Origin of the sequence: Limnoraphis robusta BA-68 BA1, from assembly GCF_034932365.1 — a bacterium.
Lineage (GTDB): Bacteria > Cyanobacteriota > Cyanobacteriia > Cyanobacteriales > Microcoleaceae > Capilliphycus > Capilliphycus robustus.
Genome location: NZ_JAYGHR010000015.1, coordinates 15,227 through 30,971, shown reverse-complemented (window position 1 = coordinate 30,971; position 15,745 = coordinate 15,227). Strand labels below are relative to the sequence as shown.

The 15,745-nt window shown below is 36.8% G+C and carries 12 protein-coding genes; 6 read left to right on the top strand and 6 right to left on the bottom strand.

Annotated elements, in window-relative coordinates; translation table 11 throughout:
* Nucleotides 1-23 precede the first annotated feature (23 nt).
* The 3 genes from VB836_RS08595 to VB836_RS08585 all read left to right on the top strand — a co-directional run bounded on the left by VB836_RS08595 (nucleotide 24) and on the right by VB836_RS08585 (nucleotide 3,191).
* A complete protein-coding gene (locus VB836_RS08595) occupies nucleotides 24-1,151 on the top strand; it encodes a glycosyltransferase (protein ID WP_323218955.1) in 1,128 nt (375 codons plus the stop codon).
* A 106-nt stretch (nucleotides 1,152-1,257) separates the two neighbouring features.
* Nucleotides 1,258-2,175, top strand: coding sequence for a glycosyltransferase family 2 protein (locus VB836_RS08590; RefSeq protein ID WP_323218954.1), 918 nt, complete (start codon nucleotides 1,258-1,260; stop codon nucleotides 2,173-2,175).
* Between the two features lie 62 nt (nucleotides 2,176-2,237).
* Nucleotides 2,238-3,191, top strand: a complete 954-nt coding sequence (locus VB836_RS08585; RefSeq protein WP_323218952.1) for a glycosyltransferase family 2 protein — start codon at nucleotides 2,238-2,240, stop codon at nucleotides 3,189-3,191.
* 64 nt (nucleotides 3,192-3,255) lie between these two features.
* On the opposite strand, the gene VB836_RS08580 is transcribed toward VB836_RS08585, so the two are convergent.
* The 6 genes from VB836_RS08580 to VB836_RS08555 form a co-directional block, all read right to left on the bottom strand.
* Nucleotides 3,256-4,494, bottom strand: a complete 1,239-nt coding sequence (locus VB836_RS08580; protein ID WP_323218950.1) for a glycosyltransferase family 4 protein — start codon at nucleotides 4,492-4,494, stop codon at nucleotides 3,256-3,258.
* Nucleotides 4,495-4,552: 58 nt separating this feature from the next.
* Nucleotides 4,553-5,641 carry an acyltransferase gene (locus VB836_RS08575; RefSeq protein ID WP_323218949.1) on the bottom strand — a complete coding sequence of 363 codons (1,089 nt, stop codon included), beginning with the start codon at nucleotides 5,639-5,641 and terminating at the stop codon, nucleotides 4,553-4,555.
* Between the two features lie 46 nt (nucleotides 5,642-5,687).
* Nucleotides 5,688-6,776, bottom strand: a complete 1,089-nt coding sequence (locus VB836_RS08570) for a glycosyltransferase family 4 protein (protein WP_323218947.1) — start codon at nucleotides 6,774-6,776, stop codon at nucleotides 5,688-5,690.
* A gap of 55 nt (nucleotides 6,777-6,831) precedes the next feature.
* Nucleotides 6,832-7,830: a sulfotransferase family protein gene (locus VB836_RS08565; RefSeq protein ID WP_323218946.1), complete on the bottom strand. Its 999-nt coding sequence runs from the start codon at nucleotides 7,828-7,830 to the stop codon at nucleotides 6,832-6,834.
* Between the two features lie 83 nt (nucleotides 7,831-7,913).
* On the bottom strand, nucleotides 7,914-9,851 hold the full coding sequence (locus VB836_RS08560; RefSeq protein ID WP_323218945.1) for a CRTAC1 family protein: 1,938 nt from the start codon (nucleotides 9,849-9,851) through the stop codon (nucleotides 7,914-7,916).
* A 55-nt stretch (nucleotides 9,852-9,906) separates the two neighbouring features.
* On the bottom strand, nucleotides 9,907-11,745 hold the full coding sequence (locus tag VB836_RS08555; RefSeq protein ID WP_323218944.1) for an ABC transporter ATP-binding protein: 1,839 nt from the start codon (nucleotides 11,743-11,745) through the stop codon (nucleotides 9,907-9,909).
* A 485-nt stretch (nucleotides 11,746-12,230) separates the two neighbouring features.
* Here VB836_RS08555 and rfbF point away from each other — a divergent pair, with 485 nt between their 5' ends.
* Genes rfbF through VB836_RS08540 form a run of 3 tightly spaced genes read left to right on the top strand, consistent with a single transcriptional unit; the run spans nucleotide 12,231 to nucleotide 15,307 of the window.
* A complete protein-coding gene (rfbF, locus tag VB836_RS08550; RefSeq protein WP_323218943.1) occupies nucleotides 12,231-13,004 on the top strand; it encodes a glucose-1-phosphate cytidylyltransferase in 774 nt (257 codons plus the stop codon).
* 8 nt (nucleotides 13,005-13,012) lie between these two features.
* Nucleotides 13,013-14,059, top strand: coding sequence for an NAD-dependent epimerase/dehydratase family protein (locus VB836_RS08545; protein WP_323218941.1), 1,047 nt, complete (start codon nucleotides 13,013-13,015; stop codon nucleotides 14,057-14,059).
* Between the two features lie 18 nt (nucleotides 14,060-14,077).
* Nucleotides 14,078-15,307: a class I SAM-dependent methyltransferase gene (locus VB836_RS08540; RefSeq protein ID WP_323218940.1), complete on the top strand. Its 1,230-nt coding sequence runs from the start codon at nucleotides 14,078-14,080 to the stop codon at nucleotides 15,305-15,307.
* Nucleotides 15,308-15,745: the final 438 nt, after the last annotated feature.

Genomic DNA, 15,745 nt, shown 5'->3' with positions numbered 1-15,745 from the left:
CGGTAATATTTACCTAGATTTCTATGACATCAAACCGCACGGATGTTTGTTTTTTTCTTCCGAATCTCGGTGAAGGTGGCATCCAAAGAACAGCGATTAATTTGGCAGATAGTTTTGTGAATAAAGGTCTAAAGGTAGACTTTGTACTTGACCGAGTAACAGGCCCTTTTGTTAAGCAAATTCCTGATGGTTCTCGGATGATCGACCTAAAATACCCTCGACTGCGAACTTCTGTATACTCTCTGATTTCCTATCTAAAACGGGAGCAACCTAAAGCGTTAATTTCCTATACGCACTATCACGATGAAATCGCTATATTGGCTAAACGATTATCAGGAGTATCAACAAAAATTGCAGTTAGCACTCAAAATACACTTTTAGGAACACCTCGGCCTCCAATTCAGAATTTACCGGGATTTTTAGGCATAACGCCTTATTATCCCCATACTTTGATTAAACTATTTTATCCTTGGGCGGATGCAGTTTTAGCATCTTCTGGGGGAGTTGCTCAAGATGTTGCTCAAATTTCGGGTTTACCTTTAGAACAAATTAAGGTAATCTATAATCCTATTGTTACCCCAAAACTGTTAGAGAGAGCTAAGGAACCTGTTGATCATCCTTGGTTTAAAACCGGGGAACCTCCCGTTATTTTAGGTGTGGGTCGGTTAACAAAACAAAAGGATTTTGAAACTTTGATTCAGGCTTTTTATCAGGTAAGGAAGCAACAAAACGCTCGATTAATGATATTAGGAACTGGGCTTGCTCAAGCTAGATTGCAGTCTCTCTTACACCAGTTAGGCGTAGAAAATGATGTAAACTTACAGGGTTTTGTTGAAAATCCTTATGCTTATATGGCTCGTGCTAAGTTGTTTGTATTGTCTTCTGCTTGGGAAGGATTTGGTAATGTTTTAGTCGAGGCAATGGCGGTGGGAACACCGGTTATTTCTACCGATTGTCAAAGCGGGCTGGCTGAAATTTTAGATCATGGCAAGTATGGTTTTTTAACACCTGTGGGTGATTATAAAGCGATGGCCGAAGAAATTTTAAAGGTACTTTCTGGACGTTATAAGCTGGTTGATGCCACTTGGTTAAATCAATTTTCTATTGAAAATTCTGCTCAGAAGTATCTAGAAGCTCTCAGTCAGACTTGATTTCTAGTTTTGAGGGGGTTGAGTACAGATTGATTTTTTTATAATGGGTTGTTAGGAGCAAACAGCAGAATTTATAACCTGTTTTTCACTAATAAGGAGAGAATAGATGAAAACAACTTGTTTAATTAACAATTATAACTATGGAAAGTTTATTGTTGAATCCGTTCAAAGTGTTCTCAACCAGACTGTTAGCTTTGATGAAATTATTATCGTTGATGATTGCTCAACCGATGACTCTGTAGAAATAATCACAAATAACTTTAGTGATTCTCCGGAAATTAAGCTGGTTTTAAAGAAACAAAATGAAGGTCAACTCTCTGCATTTAATGAAGGTTATCTAGCTTCTAGGGGTGATCTCATATTTTTCCTTGATTCTGATGATATTTATCAACCGACTTATTTAGAAGAAATTCTAAATTTTTATCAAAAACATCCAGACTGTGACTTTTTGTTTTGTTCGCATGAAAAATTCGGGACTGTAGAAGGGATATCTCTACCCTACGAAACTGATCGAGATTTAGGTTATGCAATCATTTTAACTTTGTATAATCCACAATGGAAAGGAGTAATCACCTCAGCAATATCCATGAAGAGAAAGATTCTAAATAGATTTTTACCTATTCCTTATTTAGAAGATTGGCGAAGAAGAGCAGATGATTGTCTAATCTGGGGAGCGTCATTGGTAGGAGCAAAAAGATTTTATATGGCTAAACCTTTAGTCAAGTACAGAATGCACGGCAGCAACTTTATGCTAACTTATCAAGCTAATATATCTACGGTGTATCAGAGATTTGTTAGTTTAAACTATATGTTTGAAGATATTCGCAAAAAAATGAATTATGGCTCTGAATTATATCAGTTAGCACACCTTGAATTTCGGACAATTCCTTGTCCAACAACTCAAGAATTTGTTTTGTATTTTAAACTGATTATGTCTTTTAGTATTCCTTTTTACAAAAAGCTTGGGATGCTCAAACCTGTATTTCAGCACTTTTTGAAGAATGGCAAGTTTCGATCTAGATAGTTAGAAATCTAACAGACATTAAAATACAAGATTTTTGTCGATTAATTGAGTTTAAAATTGATATGAACCCGAAAGTTTCAATAATTACTCCAGCTTACAACGCAGAACAATACATTCCCAAAGCAATTCAATCAACTTTATCTCAAACTGAGCCAGATATTGAGATGATTGTTGTTGATGATGGGTCTACTGACCAAACGGTAAAAATTGTTCAGGAATTTTCGGATCAGCGTCTTCGACTACTTCAAAATGATACAAACCGTGGAATAAGTTATTCTCGTAACCGTGCTTTAGCAGAAGCAAAAGGCAAGTGGATTGTTCCCTTAGATGCGGATGACTGGTATGCACCTGAACGCATTGAGAAACTATTACAAATTGCAGAACAAGAAGATGCCGATCTGGTAGCAGATGATTTATATTTTATTCAAGATAATGTAAATCAACCACAAGGAACATTATTTTGTGTTGCTAAACAGGATTTTAATCGAGTTCGATCAATTGATCTTATGACTTTGATAGAGTCAAATATGAAACCCGCCAGAGTTAGTCCTCATTTGGGGTTGACAAAGCCTCTGATGAAGCGGGAATTTTTAAGCCAAAATTCTATAGAGTACGATTGTAGATTATCTAGCGCTGAAGATTTCCTGCTTTATGCGATGTGTCTACTCAAGGGAGGAAAATTTATTGTTATTCCCGAAGCTTATTATTATTATCGCCGTTCTCGTCCGGGTTCAGCATCAACCGATCAAAAATTACAAATTTTAAACCAACTGTATTTAGTCAATCATTTCCTTTTGCAGCAAGAGTCTGTTAGTCAAAACCCACAACTCAAGCAATTGGTTCACCAATATTTCTTACAAGTTGAGCAAGAAATGAATTACTATCGAGTTATTAAACCAATAAAAGAAAAAGGTTTGTTAGTCGGTTTATTTAAAACTCTGAGTGATTTGAGCTTACTAACGTTAACCTTAAAACAAATTTCTTATATTTTAAAACGTCGATTTTCTAATCATTAAAAGTTTGGTAAAATCCTATATAACTGATCGTCTTATTCTCAAATTGATCACAGGATTATAATCTCTAGGGTTTTATTAATTCAGTATAGATTGATAAATGGCGTTTGGTTTGTAACTCGAAACTAAACTCTTGTTCTGCTTTTTTACGAGCTTGAATTCGTAATGTTTTATAGCGATAACTCTCTTCGAGTACCCAAACAATTCCTTGGGCTAAATCCTCAATTTCAAAAGGTTTTGCTAAGTAACCATCCTGTTGATGTGTGACAATATCTTTAAGTCCGGTAGCCGCAAATGCAACGACCGGAGTTCCACAAGCTAAGGACTCAGAAGCTGTTTGTCCAAAAGCTTCTTGAATGGAAGGTACAACCATAACATTAACTGCGGAATACACCAAAGCAAGGGAAATATCATCGTGAAATTGACCCAGATAATGCGTTTTAAATCCTAAATCTAAGGGTTTTTCAGGTTGAGAATCTCCGAAAACCACCAGTTCAATTTTATCTTCCCACCCGGACTGACTTAGGCTTTTTAAAGCAGGTTGTAAGAACTGAAATCCCTTTCTAAAATCTCCGGTTGTTCCAGGGGATGCACCAAATAACACCAGTTGTTTGTTTAGAGGTAAATTAAATAGCGATCGCGCAATTGACATTTCAATAGGTTTGTATTTTTCTAAATCTAGTCCATGAGGAATCACTTCAATGCGTACATCTTTAAACACAGAACTGGATTTCGCACAATCAGCCAGCCAAATACTTGGACTAATAACTGTTAAATTAATCGGTTTCCAAGCTTTGTTTTTGCGTTGTAAAACCCAACGGGATAAATCTTGATTTTTGTTACTTTTGAGTTGAGGACAAGCCCCACAAGAATCGGTATAGCGATCGCACTCTTCCGCGTAATGACACCCTCCTGTAAAGGGCCACATATCATGCAGTGTCCACACCAAAGGTTTGTTCAATTTTGATAGTGTTTCAATCTGTAAAAAACCATTGCAAATCCAATGCAGGTGAACAATATCTGGGTTGATTTGACTCACTTTGGGCGAGAGAATATCGGGGAACCATTGAACTGCAAATCTAGTTTGTGGACGCTTAGAATAGAGTTTTAGGGGTAAATTAGAAGCAGGGGGGCCAAGCTTTGTCATCAGGCTTTTTTCAGCAATAACACTTTTATCAATACTCGATTTTGCACGGACTAGCATTTGGGAACTAATCTGAATTGATTGTAACCCTTGATGTAGTCTGTAAGCGGCTCTAGCGGCTCCACCATCTATATCAGATGTGCTAAGATGTAGAATTTTCATGGATAGTTTAACTTAAATTTTTACTAATTTTTCATACTATAGTACACATGAGGGAAACTTAGTTTCCAAACATTAACTGTGATATTTTTTTTCTTCGCATTAACAAGTCTGTCGCGATCCAACTAATAACCAAACTCAAAAGCGCAAATATTAAGAGATTGAGGCTAGAACCTCGCAATGTTTCCCCTGGATAAACTCTATTTTCTATAATTTGGAACGTTTCCACAACTAAAAGGTGAATGAGATAAATTCCAAAAGAGCAAAAAGCTAAGTTTTTAATCCATTTATTTTCCGGCAAATAATTAGAAAGTGCGAGCGCTAACAGTAAAGCCAGATATCCTCGACCAACCTCATACAATACCTCGGGTAGATAGTCGTGACCCCATCTATTTACTAAGCAGAATGAGATTAGCATCAATACTGTGTAACCTAAACTTTTCTTCTGCAATTTTTCATTCACACCTGGATAAGCTAAAATTATTGCCATGAATATATAGGGAAAACATCTGATTGTCCAAGCTAAAAATACTAATATTATTCTCAGAATTTGATTGTCTTTTAGGTTTACAGGTAGAGTGTTATTCCAAGTTTGAAAAGCTACTCCTGCCCCATTTACAAATGAATTTCCTGAATATAAAACGAGTTCATAGACAATCAAACTGAAAATTAATAAAGAAAATAACACCAAAATATTATGTTTTTTATGAGTAAATGATGATAAAGGTTTAACCCAAATTGTACCCGCTGCTAGCAGGGGTAAAAAGTAAAGCTGAAAAGCCGCACCCCCAAAAAAAATTAAACCAATCGGGTCTTGAAAAAGTTGATTAATACTTTCTGTTTCATTTTTAATTAAATATTTTAATATTCTGTAAACAATATAAATTCCTGTCCAAACAAAATAAGGAATCATCAAGCGAGTTAACCTTGATTTCAAGTTATATTGTCCTTGAGTTGAACAGATTTTACAAAATCCAAAATAGAAAGATGTCGCCACAAAGAAGGGAACAGCAAAACCAGAGAATTCTAAAATCTGATTCCAGAGAGATAATTCAACAGTTATCCCTTCGTCAGCATGAACTATAACTACAGCGAAAATAGCTAATCCTCTAAAAAAGTCTATTCCAGTTAACCTGATTTTTCCTCGCATATATTTACTCTCTCAATTGTAATTGAATATCATTAATATAAACTGGTTAAATTGAATGATGCAAACACCACTGATAAACTTCATAAGTTTTTGCTGCCACATAATCCCAACTCCATTCTTGAACAACTTTAAAGTTATGTTGACCCATTGTTTCTAAAATTTTTTGTTTTTCTACAGATAAATTCATGGCATTTAGCAAACCGTCTTCCATTTTGGGGTCATACAAAAAAGCCCCATGATCATCTAAAATATCCTTAAAAAAACCTAAACGGGGAGCCATACAAACCTTGCTATAAGACATTGCTAGTATCGCAACTCCTGATGTTGTAAATATTGTGTAAGGAAGTATAACACAGTCACAAGCATTCATATAAACCTGAATTTTTTCGTCAGGTATTCCTTCGTGTGGAGTGGTAAAGATAATATTTTTAGAATCTCCTATGGCTTGCGAAATAGAACTAATAAACTCAGCTTTAGAGACTTTACCTGCAATGATTAAAAATATATTATCTTGCTTAAGTTTTTTAAAAGCCTCAACACCATCTAATGTACCTTTACCTTTATGTATTCCTCCAAACATTAAAAAAACACAGTCATTCTCCGGAATATTCAAAATTTTTCGTGCTTCTAGTTGAGATATATTATTTTCATAAGCTTTTATATAATTTCCATGAAAGACAACAAAAACTTTTTCACAGTTTTTTAATTTAAGTTCCGTGATCATTTCCTCTTTTGTGCTATCACAATGAGTAATAATCGCCGTCATAACTTTACCAATAATTGCAGCTTGTAAAGGAGATATATTGTGCTGTCCATCAGATATCTTATCAATCCATTCATGTACAGTCCAAACAACTTTGACTCCAATCATTTTCATAAATAAAAGTTGTAAAATAAACAAAATAAACTTAATCCAGCAATAAATTTTATTTCTGGACACAAAAAAATAGTGTAAGGTTTGTAAGTGTAGAATATCAGGCTTACCTTGACTCAGTACCTTTTGAACAAAAAATACACTCCGAAAATATTCCTGAGCATAAACCTTTTTAGTATTTAGATGCTGAATCAATAGATCTTTATAGGGATTTTCAAACCAATTAGAAAGCAGAACAATATTTAAAGGAGTAACTTCCATGATTTTATACTCAAAGTGCTTTGCTCTTAAAAAATCTTTCTCAATCAACCTTAATTTAACCAGAATAGCCCAACTTTTTTAACCAACTTCCAGCTTCTTCTTCAAGTTGTTTGAGCTGTTCCTCTGATAACTTAACTTTCCAACGACCAATCGAGTCAACTTTTGCTTTCTTGATCACGACCTCACAAAATTTAGAGCGAGATTGATAATTTTTAATCTCTAAAAAGTCCAATAAGCGCTCACATTCTTCCTGGGTATTTGTCACAATATCTTCATAGCGTAACTCATGATATTGATCTGTCGGTAATTTAGATGAGCCTTCTAAAGCACCTTCTAAATATCTTCGCCATAGCCACATACAACGATGAACATCATTTGTTGTTTCAAACTCTTCAATTCGATCAGCTTCCACCCAGAAACGAGCTTTAGGACCAAAAGGATAGCCTCCTGGTTCTTTAGCACCTGATCCTTTCATATCATTTCGATACCAAGGTCTTTCTGCTAGAGAAATAGAAGCATCTCGTCCATCCCGAATAATATGAATAAAACGAGCATCAGGAAATGTTTCATATAAAAAGGGTAGGATAAAGCTGTTACGAGGTGTTTTTTCGGCAAATCGCAAATCTCCATCAAAATGAATTCGTAGCAGCCAAGAATAAACTCTTTTGTAAAAGGCTTGAGTTTGCTTTTTATCCCATTGATTCGTATATATATAACGGACAGCTGCTTTTGTTAGTACAGGTTCAAAATGGTAGCTCACTTCGAGCAGTTCAGCAATACAAAGACCTAAAAATGTAGTACCTGATCGAGGAGAACCAAAGATAAATATCGGCTTTTCTAAATTAGGAAAGATGAATCGTTTCAAGCGTTCTAGAGACCAGGGCCTTTTTTTCGGCTTGTAGGAACTTTTATCTTCTGAAAAAGTATACTGTATCCAAAAGGGAAGATTAAACCCCGTGATCGGTCTAATTTGATCTTTCCATGCTTCCCCAATCAATTTAACTTTTAAAGAGCTTAAGAATGGCTTCAGGTTGGTTTTCCAAAATTTTTTCATCACTTTCTCCGATTAGACTTAGATTTAGATATGACTTTGGCTATATTATTATAGATTAAACTTTATAGATTAAACTTTTTATACTAAGTATTTTTCTCGATTTTAAGTAAGCGATCAGCAACAGGTTGAACCATGGTTTGAGTTTGACCGTCAGGCCAAAAAACCTTAATTAAATCTGGTTTTTCTTGCTTTCCTAAACCAAAGTAAAGACGATAATGACCCTGAGAATAATGTGAGTTTTCAGAGCTGCCAATTTGTTGAACTTGTGTGCTGTTTTTCACAACGACTTCAACTCGAGATCCAATGGCTTGAGGATTTCCTAAAGAACCAAGGAGTTCAATTTCAATCCAGTGATTATCAGCACTTAAGTTCCGATAAAATCTAGATTGCCAAATTTTAGATGTATCTCGCTTAAGAATCTGATTCAAAATACGGTCTTTGAGAGGAGGAGTTTGTTGTAAAACCGAAGGAGTTTGTTGATAGGCAACTAAAACATCTCTATCCCCATCATTATCAGCATCAAACCAGACACAGCGAGCATCTCGTGTTTTAAACTTTGGAAATCTCATATCTAACAACTTGGTTTCTTCAAATTGATGTTGAGAGTTTTGTTGATATAAACCATTGGGTACAACATGAAGATCTGGTAAACCATCATTATTATAATCGACCCAATTTACTGTTTTTGCTTCGCTCGGTAAGCCTACTAAATCTGGACTCTTGACAACATACTTTCCGTTCGTGTTCAAAAGCAAAACATTTTGATCTCCTGTGACAACATAAACATCAAAATCTCCATCTAAGTCAAAATCTGAAACTGAAAATTTAGTAATTTGTTGGTTTAACTGTTCACTCAAGCTCTGTTTAAACTTACCATTTTGATTAATATAAAGATAGACAGTTTCCTCTTGAGAAGTGAGTAAATCCATATCTCTATCATTATCAGCATCAAGCCATAAAGCATATCCAGCTTGAGGGAAGTCTAAACCTACTTTTGAAGCTATATTAACAAACTGACCATTTGTTGTTTGTTGGTATAGTTGATTGGGATAAGGTGTTGGATCATCTTTGGAACGACCACAAACAACATACAAATCAAGTCGATCATCATTATTAAAATCGACCCAAGCTGATTGTCTTCCTGGACAACCTTCTTTATCAATTCCTAATTGTTCAGCTTGATCTTGAAGGGTGATCTGATCACGACTCATAAATAACTCATCATTTAAACGTTCAGATAAATTACTTATTTTTCCCCGAACTCCACCACGACTTATAAATACATCTTTATACCCATCCTGATTAACATCAGCCCAAGCCATGCTGTGACGGTCTCGCCACATGATTTCAAAATTATGGGAATTAGGATGTTGTTTTTGAATCCCAATCTGAATTTGATGGAGGGAAATTTTTTCACTCATCTCAAAAGAGTGTAAAATTTCAGGGAACCCTGTTAAAATGATCCATCCATTATTTTTTAGAGAGAAATCAATCACATGAGAAGTATTTCCTAAAAACGAACTTTCTTTTATATCAGTCTGAGAAAAGTGATTTTTTTTGACTTCAACAGGTAAAGATAACTGTAAAGTCCCAGTTATAGAGTCTAAATTATCTAGCTGATAAGCACGTATATGTAAATCAAAATTTTGTCGGTATATATACAGTCCTGGAGTCTCAAACTTAGGTTGATGATCAGTATCTTCCGCATAAGCAAACTCGCGATCTTGATCAAGCTTTCGATCAGATAATATATCTGTAAAGTTGTTGAGTTCTTGATTTAATAATAAATTTTGTCTTGCACTATGATTGAGGGTAAAAATATCTAGATAGTCATCATTATTAACATCTACAATTCCTAAGTCAAAAAGATCATAAGTAGTAGTTAAGGGTGTTTTCTCCATTGAAAAATAACTTCCTGTTTTTAGTGTGGAACCCACAAGTTGCCAAACTAGCGTAAAAATAAGAAAAATACAAAAGGCTATGCAAAAAATCTTGAAGTAGTAAATTAATTTTTTACTCATTTTATTGATTAAAATATAGGTTACTTTTTCTCAAATCAAAGCCAAGACAAAGAGCCTAGTCTGATGTGACACTACTATTAGCATGATGACCTAAAATAACTTCTCGATAACTACCGGATTGAATAATTTTACCTTTCTCCATTCTGTAAATCCAATCACAGTCCTGAACTGTGGTTAGACGATGAGCAATAATAATCATGGTTTTACTTCCACTTAAAGACTGAATCGCCTCAGTCACAAGACTTTCTGTTTCATTGTCTAATGCTGATGTTGCTTCATCTAGAACTAATATATCCCTTTCATGGTACAAAGCACGAGCAATTCCCACTCGTTGACGTTGACCTCCCGATAGACGAACACCTCTTTCTCCGACCCTAGTTTTGACCCCATCTGGTAGATTATCAATCACATCTTTGAGTTGCGCTCCTTGAATGGCTTTATCGAGTCGTTCTGAGTTAATTAAATGGTCAGGAACACCAAAAGCAATGTTTCTTTCGATGGTGTCATCTGTCAGAAAAATAGATTGAGGAATGTAACCTATTAGGTTTTGCCATAAACGCAAGTTACTATAAATCGATTGTCCATCTACCTGAATATCTCCCGACTGAGGTGTTAACAAACCCAAGATGACATCTGCTAATGTTGTTTTACCTGCTCCTGATTTTCCAATAAAGGCGATTGACTTTCCTTTTTCTAAGGTTAGTGAGATTTTTTCGAGCGCTATTTCAGAAGCGTTAGGATAGCTATATGTCACCTGTTCTAACACAACTTGATGATTGAATCTAAAACTCTTATCCTCTTTTATAACCTGTTGATGTTCGAGTTTTTGAACTAAATTTGAACGATCTTCCAATTCCTGATTTTTATCATTTTCAATATTCTCTAGTTCTTTTAAATCGGAGTAAAGCTGGTTGAGAGCATAACTCGAATTTTTGAGGGAACTAAGTCCACTGGCTAGATTTGAGAAAGCTGGGATTAGACGAATAGAAGCTAAGGCAAAGATACTTAAAGTCGATGTCAGTTCTTCCATATTTTGATTTAAAAAGAGGCTGACTGATGTAAAACCAACTAAAAAAATAACGAGCATCGCTTCGCTAATGTAACGAGGAGAAAGCTTAAAAGCATAAAATCCAATTGATGCGTTAGCAAATCTCTCGGCTTGTGTCCCACAATCTTCTTCAAAATAAGAACCGCAGCCAATCACTCGAGTTTCTTTAAAGGCTCCCAAACCATGATTCACACTTCTAATCATCCCTAGATTAGCTTCATAAAGTTCTTTGCCCCAGAACTGCATTTTTTCTCTGAATAAATTAAACAATAAAACCAAAGGAGCTACCATAAAAACCAATGAAACAACTGCTAAAGGACTCGCTATACACAACAGTATAGAGATAGCAATTAATGTGAATAAGTTTGCGGTACTGCTGAGTAACGTACTTAAGACTGAGTTAGCAAACTTTGTCGTTTCCCCCACAACATGATCAATCAAATGGGCGCTATTTTTAGTTAAATAAAATGTGTAGGGAGCATCTAAGTAAGATCTCATTAATTTTGAAACTAATCTACCGCGTTGGATGTAACTATATTTAAAAATATAAGATTGAATCGACCAACTCATAAACGATTTGAAGCAAAAGATCAGGATGACGACTGATCCAATCAATGCAACCATTTGACTCGCTTGGGTCAAGCCGAGTTGATTGTAAATCCAGCGAATCCAATCATTTTGCTGAATCACTGCATCGGGATTACTGGCTAAACTGATGAAAGGTCCTATTAATCCGATACCTATGACCTCCAGTGAGGAGACGAATGTAAATAAAATCAGCAGCAACACCAAGCTGCTCTTTTTAGCTGGAAGGACATACAAGAACTTGGATAAGTATCTGAGCATAGGCTTTTTATCACTCTACCTGATTTACATTTATACTATTGATGATTGGCAGTCACTCACCAGGGTCAAAAAATAGAATAGCTGTTAAAAACAATTTCTACTTGAGGCAATTATATATCTGAACAATGACAACTTAACTCTGCAAAATTCAGCCCATTTTTTTATCGGTCAATCCAGACAAGTGATTGCTAATTGTTCAAATTAGAACTTCCCTGGAAATGCCGATGCTTTCTACTTGAGAGTCAATTCGGCATTGGATAGAGGAAGCTGCTCACATGATTATAACTCAACAACTTACCTTGTGCCTAGAATTGCATACAATCCTGGCTCAAGTTGATGAACTTTAGTAAAGGTTTACAGAAAGTCGAGATCGGACGGCTAGAGTTTTGTAAAGATTTAATGAAGGAGTCGAACAGTCTCTTGACAATGCTCTTCTGAAGTGTGAACCTCAGTTATGGCGGGTGTTAAAGTTAAAAATTTTTCATATGAAAGTTGGAATACTTGCAGGTGGCTTAGGGACTCGTCTTTCTGAAGAGACAGTAGAAAAGCCTAAACCTATGGTGGAGATCGGTGGGAAACCCATTCTGTGGCACATTATGATGCACTACTCCCACCACAGTTTTAAAAACTTCGTGATTGCTCTGGGATACAAAGCAGAGGTGATCAAAAAGTACATGGTTGATTACTGTTCTCTTAACAGTAACCTCACCGTTAATGTACAGACAGGCGCTTTCGAGATGCACGGAGGAGTCAAACCCGACTGGAATGTTGACCTGATTGATACAGGACTTAACACCAATACAGGAGGCCGGATCAAGCGTCTAGCTCCCTATATGGGTAATGAGACTTTTATGCTAACTTGGGGGGATGGAGTCACCGATTTAAACTTACATGATTTGATCGCCTTTCATCGCTCACATGGTAAGTTAGCAACGCTGACTGCTGTTCGTCCTGCCGCTCGTTTTGGTCACTTAGAACTCGACGGGGATCAAATCGTAGAATTTTCAGAAAAGCCCCAAACTCAAGAAGGTTGGATCAATGGAGCTTTCTTTGTGTTAGAACCGGAAGTATTCGACTACATTGAGGGCGATGATACTCAGTGGGAAAAAGCACCCCTTGAGAATTTAGCAAAAGAGGGTCAGTTAATGGCCTACAAATACACAGGTTTCTGGCAATGTATGGATACTTTGCGAGATAAACGTCGGTTAGAAAGCCTGTGGGAAACTGGCAATGCACCTTGGAAAACTTGGGAGGAATAAATCAAAAAATGAGAGTTTTAGTAACAGGTCATAAAGGGTATATCGGCACAGTCTTAGTGCCAATGTTACTGAATAAAGGACATGAAGTAGTCGGCTTAGATAGTGATCTCTATCAGCAGAGTACCTTTGGCGAAGGAATTCAAGAAGTTCCTGAAATGGTTAAAGATGTACGAGATGTGGAAATTTCCGATTTAGAAGGATTTGATGCGGTTCTGCATTTAGCCGGACTGTCTAACGATCCTTTGGGAAATCTCAATCCCGATTTAACCTATGAAATCAATCATTTAGCCTCCGTTCATCTGGCAAAATTAAGCAAAGAAGCAGGAATTACCCGCTATATTTTCTCCTCTTCTTGTAGTAATTATGGTGCAGGTGGAAGTGACTGGTTAACTGAAGAATCAGCCTTTAATCCGGTTACGCCCTATGGTCATTCTAAAGTATTAGTTGAGCAAGATGTTGCCAAGCTTGCCGATGACAATTTTAGCCCGACTTTTCTCCGCAACTCAACCGCTTATGGGGTTTCTCCTCGTCTGCGATTTGATTTAGTTCTGAATAACTTAGTCGCTTGGGCTTTGACAACGGGCAAAGTTTATATCAAGAGTGATGGCACGCCTTGGCGCCCGATTGTTCATATTGAAGACATTTCTCGCGCCTTTATTGCCGTTTTAGAAGCGCCTCGTGAGAAAGTTCATAACGAAGCCTTTAACGTTGGACGGAACGAAGATAACTACCAAATTCGAGACATTGCCAATATCGTTAAAGAAGTCGTTCCCAACTGCGAAATTGAATACGCTTCAGATGGTGGCCCGGATACCCGTTGTTATCGAGTAGATTGTAGTAAAATCTTGCGAGTCTTACCCGAGTTTCAGCCGCAATGGAACACCCGCAAAGGCGCAGAAGAACTCTATGATGCCTATCAAAAAATCGGTTTAACTTTAGAAGAATTTGAAGGCCCCAAATACAAACGCATCGCTCACATTCAGAAGTTACTGAGTGAAGGACGCTTAAATGAAGCTCTGCGTTGGCAAACGAATGTCGCTGCATCTGTCGTATAAGGAACAGGAGTAGAAACCATGCCCGATACAATGCCCCCTTGTCTTTCTTGTGGTTCCCAAAATTTACAGTCTATTATTGACTTTGGATATACTCCGTTAGCAGATGGATTGTTAACCAAAGATCAACTCGATCAACCTGAATATACTGCTCCTTTAGAACTGGCTTTTTGTCCAGACTGTGGATTAGTTCAAATTACCGTTAGTGTTCCCCCAGAGATTCTGTTTTGTCGGGATTATCCCTATTTCTCCTCAGTTTCTCCCTCTTTACTCAAACACTTTGGAGATAGCGCCAAAGCCATTATTGAGTCTAGAAAACTCGATGGTAGCAGCTTTGTGATCGAAGCCGCGAGTAACGATGGCTATATGCTGAAAAACTTTGTAGAAGTCGGAATTCCAGTATTAGGAATTGATCCGGCTTCAGGGCCAGTTGAAGCGGCACAAAAAGCAGGGATTCCTTCAACTTGTACCTTTTTTACCCAAGATTTAGCCAAAGAATTGCGATCGCAAGGAAAGCAAGCCGATGTTTTTCTAGGGAATAATGTACTGGCTCATGTTCCCGACTTGAACGGTTTTGTCGAAGGAATTAGTATTCTACTAAAAGACACAGGAGTAGCAGTCATTGAAGCTCCTTATTTGGTTGATTTAGTCGAACATTGTGAATTCGATACGATCTATCATCAACATTTGTGTTACTTCTCTGTTACCGCTTTAGACAACCTGTTTAGAAGACATTCTCTCTATCTCAACGACATTCAACGCACAGCGATTCATGGCGGTTCTTTACGTTTGTTTGTAGAACCCAAAGAAGACGTTAAAGACTCGGTGAAGTCTCTTTTAGAAGCGGAAAAAGAACAGGGCGTTGATCGCATTGACTACTACAAAGACTTTGCCGATAACGTTGAAGCCGTTAAGAATGGTTTGCTTGAAATCTTGTGGGATTTGAAAAAGCAAGGGAAACGAGTTGTGGGTTATGGTGCGGCCGCTAAAGCAACAACAATGTTGAGTTATGTGGGAATTAACAAAACTCATTTAGACTACATTGTAGACCTGAATAAGTTCAAACAAGGTCGGTTTATGGGCGTGAATCATTTACCGATTTTCCCCCCTACTAAGCTGTTAGAAGACAAGCCAGATTATGTGTTAATTTTGGCTTGGAACTTTGCGGAAGAAATTATGAAACAGCAAGAAGCCTATCAACAGCAAGGCGGGAAATTTATTGTTCCCATTCCCAAACCGCATATTGTCTAAGATTGATTCTAAAACTCAATAACCCGGTTTCTTGCCGATAACTTCAACATTAGAGAACAAGAAATCGGGTTTCTGAAAATAGGACTGGGAGTGATTGAGAGCAACAACAAAAGTAAGGTGGAGAGTCAAAGCAACTCCCAATCCACCCATTAACTGAGTTTGATGGTAGTTTCAAAGCACTAGCAAGCGCTTCTCTTAATGATTTTTACTGGTGTTGCAGCTCTAAAACTATGACTGCTAATAACGGGAAATCTTAACCTCAAGCCTCTTCAATGATGATTTTGTGCCGTTATCTATAAAAACCTTTTTAACCTCTTTTCATTAGTCCCTTCAAAGGAGAGGTTAAGAAAACATAACTTTATTAAAAAAAATTAAGCTTTCGATAGTGGGGGACATCCTCTCATTAAAAGAGGTTTAAATTTTGATGAAGAGAGAGAG

Coding starts and splice junctions, on each gene's coding strand:
- VB836_RS08595 (WP_323218955.1), top strand. CDS start 24: ATGACATCAAACCGCACGGATGTTTGTTTTTTTCTTCCGAATCTCGGT.
- VB836_RS08590 (WP_323218954.1), top strand. CDS start 1,258: ATGAAAACAACTTGTTTAATTAACAATTATAACTATGGAAAGTTTATT.
- VB836_RS08585 (WP_323218952.1), top strand. CDS start 2,238: ATGAACCCGAAAGTTTCAATAATTACTCCAGCTTACAACGCAGAACAA.
- VB836_RS08580 (WP_323218950.1), bottom strand. CDS start 4,494: ATGAAAATTCTACATCTTAGCACATCTGATATAGATGGTGGAGCCGCT.
- VB836_RS08575 (WP_323218949.1), bottom strand. CDS start 5,641: ATGCGAGGAAAAATCAGGTTAACTGGAATAGACTTTTTTAGAGGATTA.
- VB836_RS08570 (WP_323218947.1), bottom strand. CDS start 6,776: ATGGAAGTTACTCCTTTAAATATTGTTCTGCTTTCTAATTGGTTTGAA.
- VB836_RS08565 (WP_323218946.1), bottom strand. CDS start 7,830: ATGAAAAAATTTTGGAAAACCAACCTGAAGCCATTCTTAAGCTCTTTA.
- VB836_RS08560 (WP_323218945.1), bottom strand. CDS start 9,851: ATGAGTAAAAAATTAATTTACTACTTCAAGATTTTTTGCATAGCCTTT.
- VB836_RS08555 (WP_323218944.1), bottom strand. CDS start 11,745: ATGCTCAGATACTTATCCAAGTTCTTGTATGTCCTTCCAGCTAAAAAG.
- rfbF (WP_323218943.1), top strand. CDS start 12,231: ATGAAAGTTGGAATACTTGCAGGTGGCTTAGGGACTCGTCTTTCTGAA.
- VB836_RS08545 (WP_323218941.1), top strand. CDS start 13,013: ATGAGAGTTTTAGTAACAGGTCATAAAGGGTATATCGGCACAGTCTTA.
- VB836_RS08540 (WP_323218940.1), top strand. CDS start 14,078: ATGCCCGATACAATGCCCCCTTGTCTTTCTTGTGGTTCCCAAAATTTA.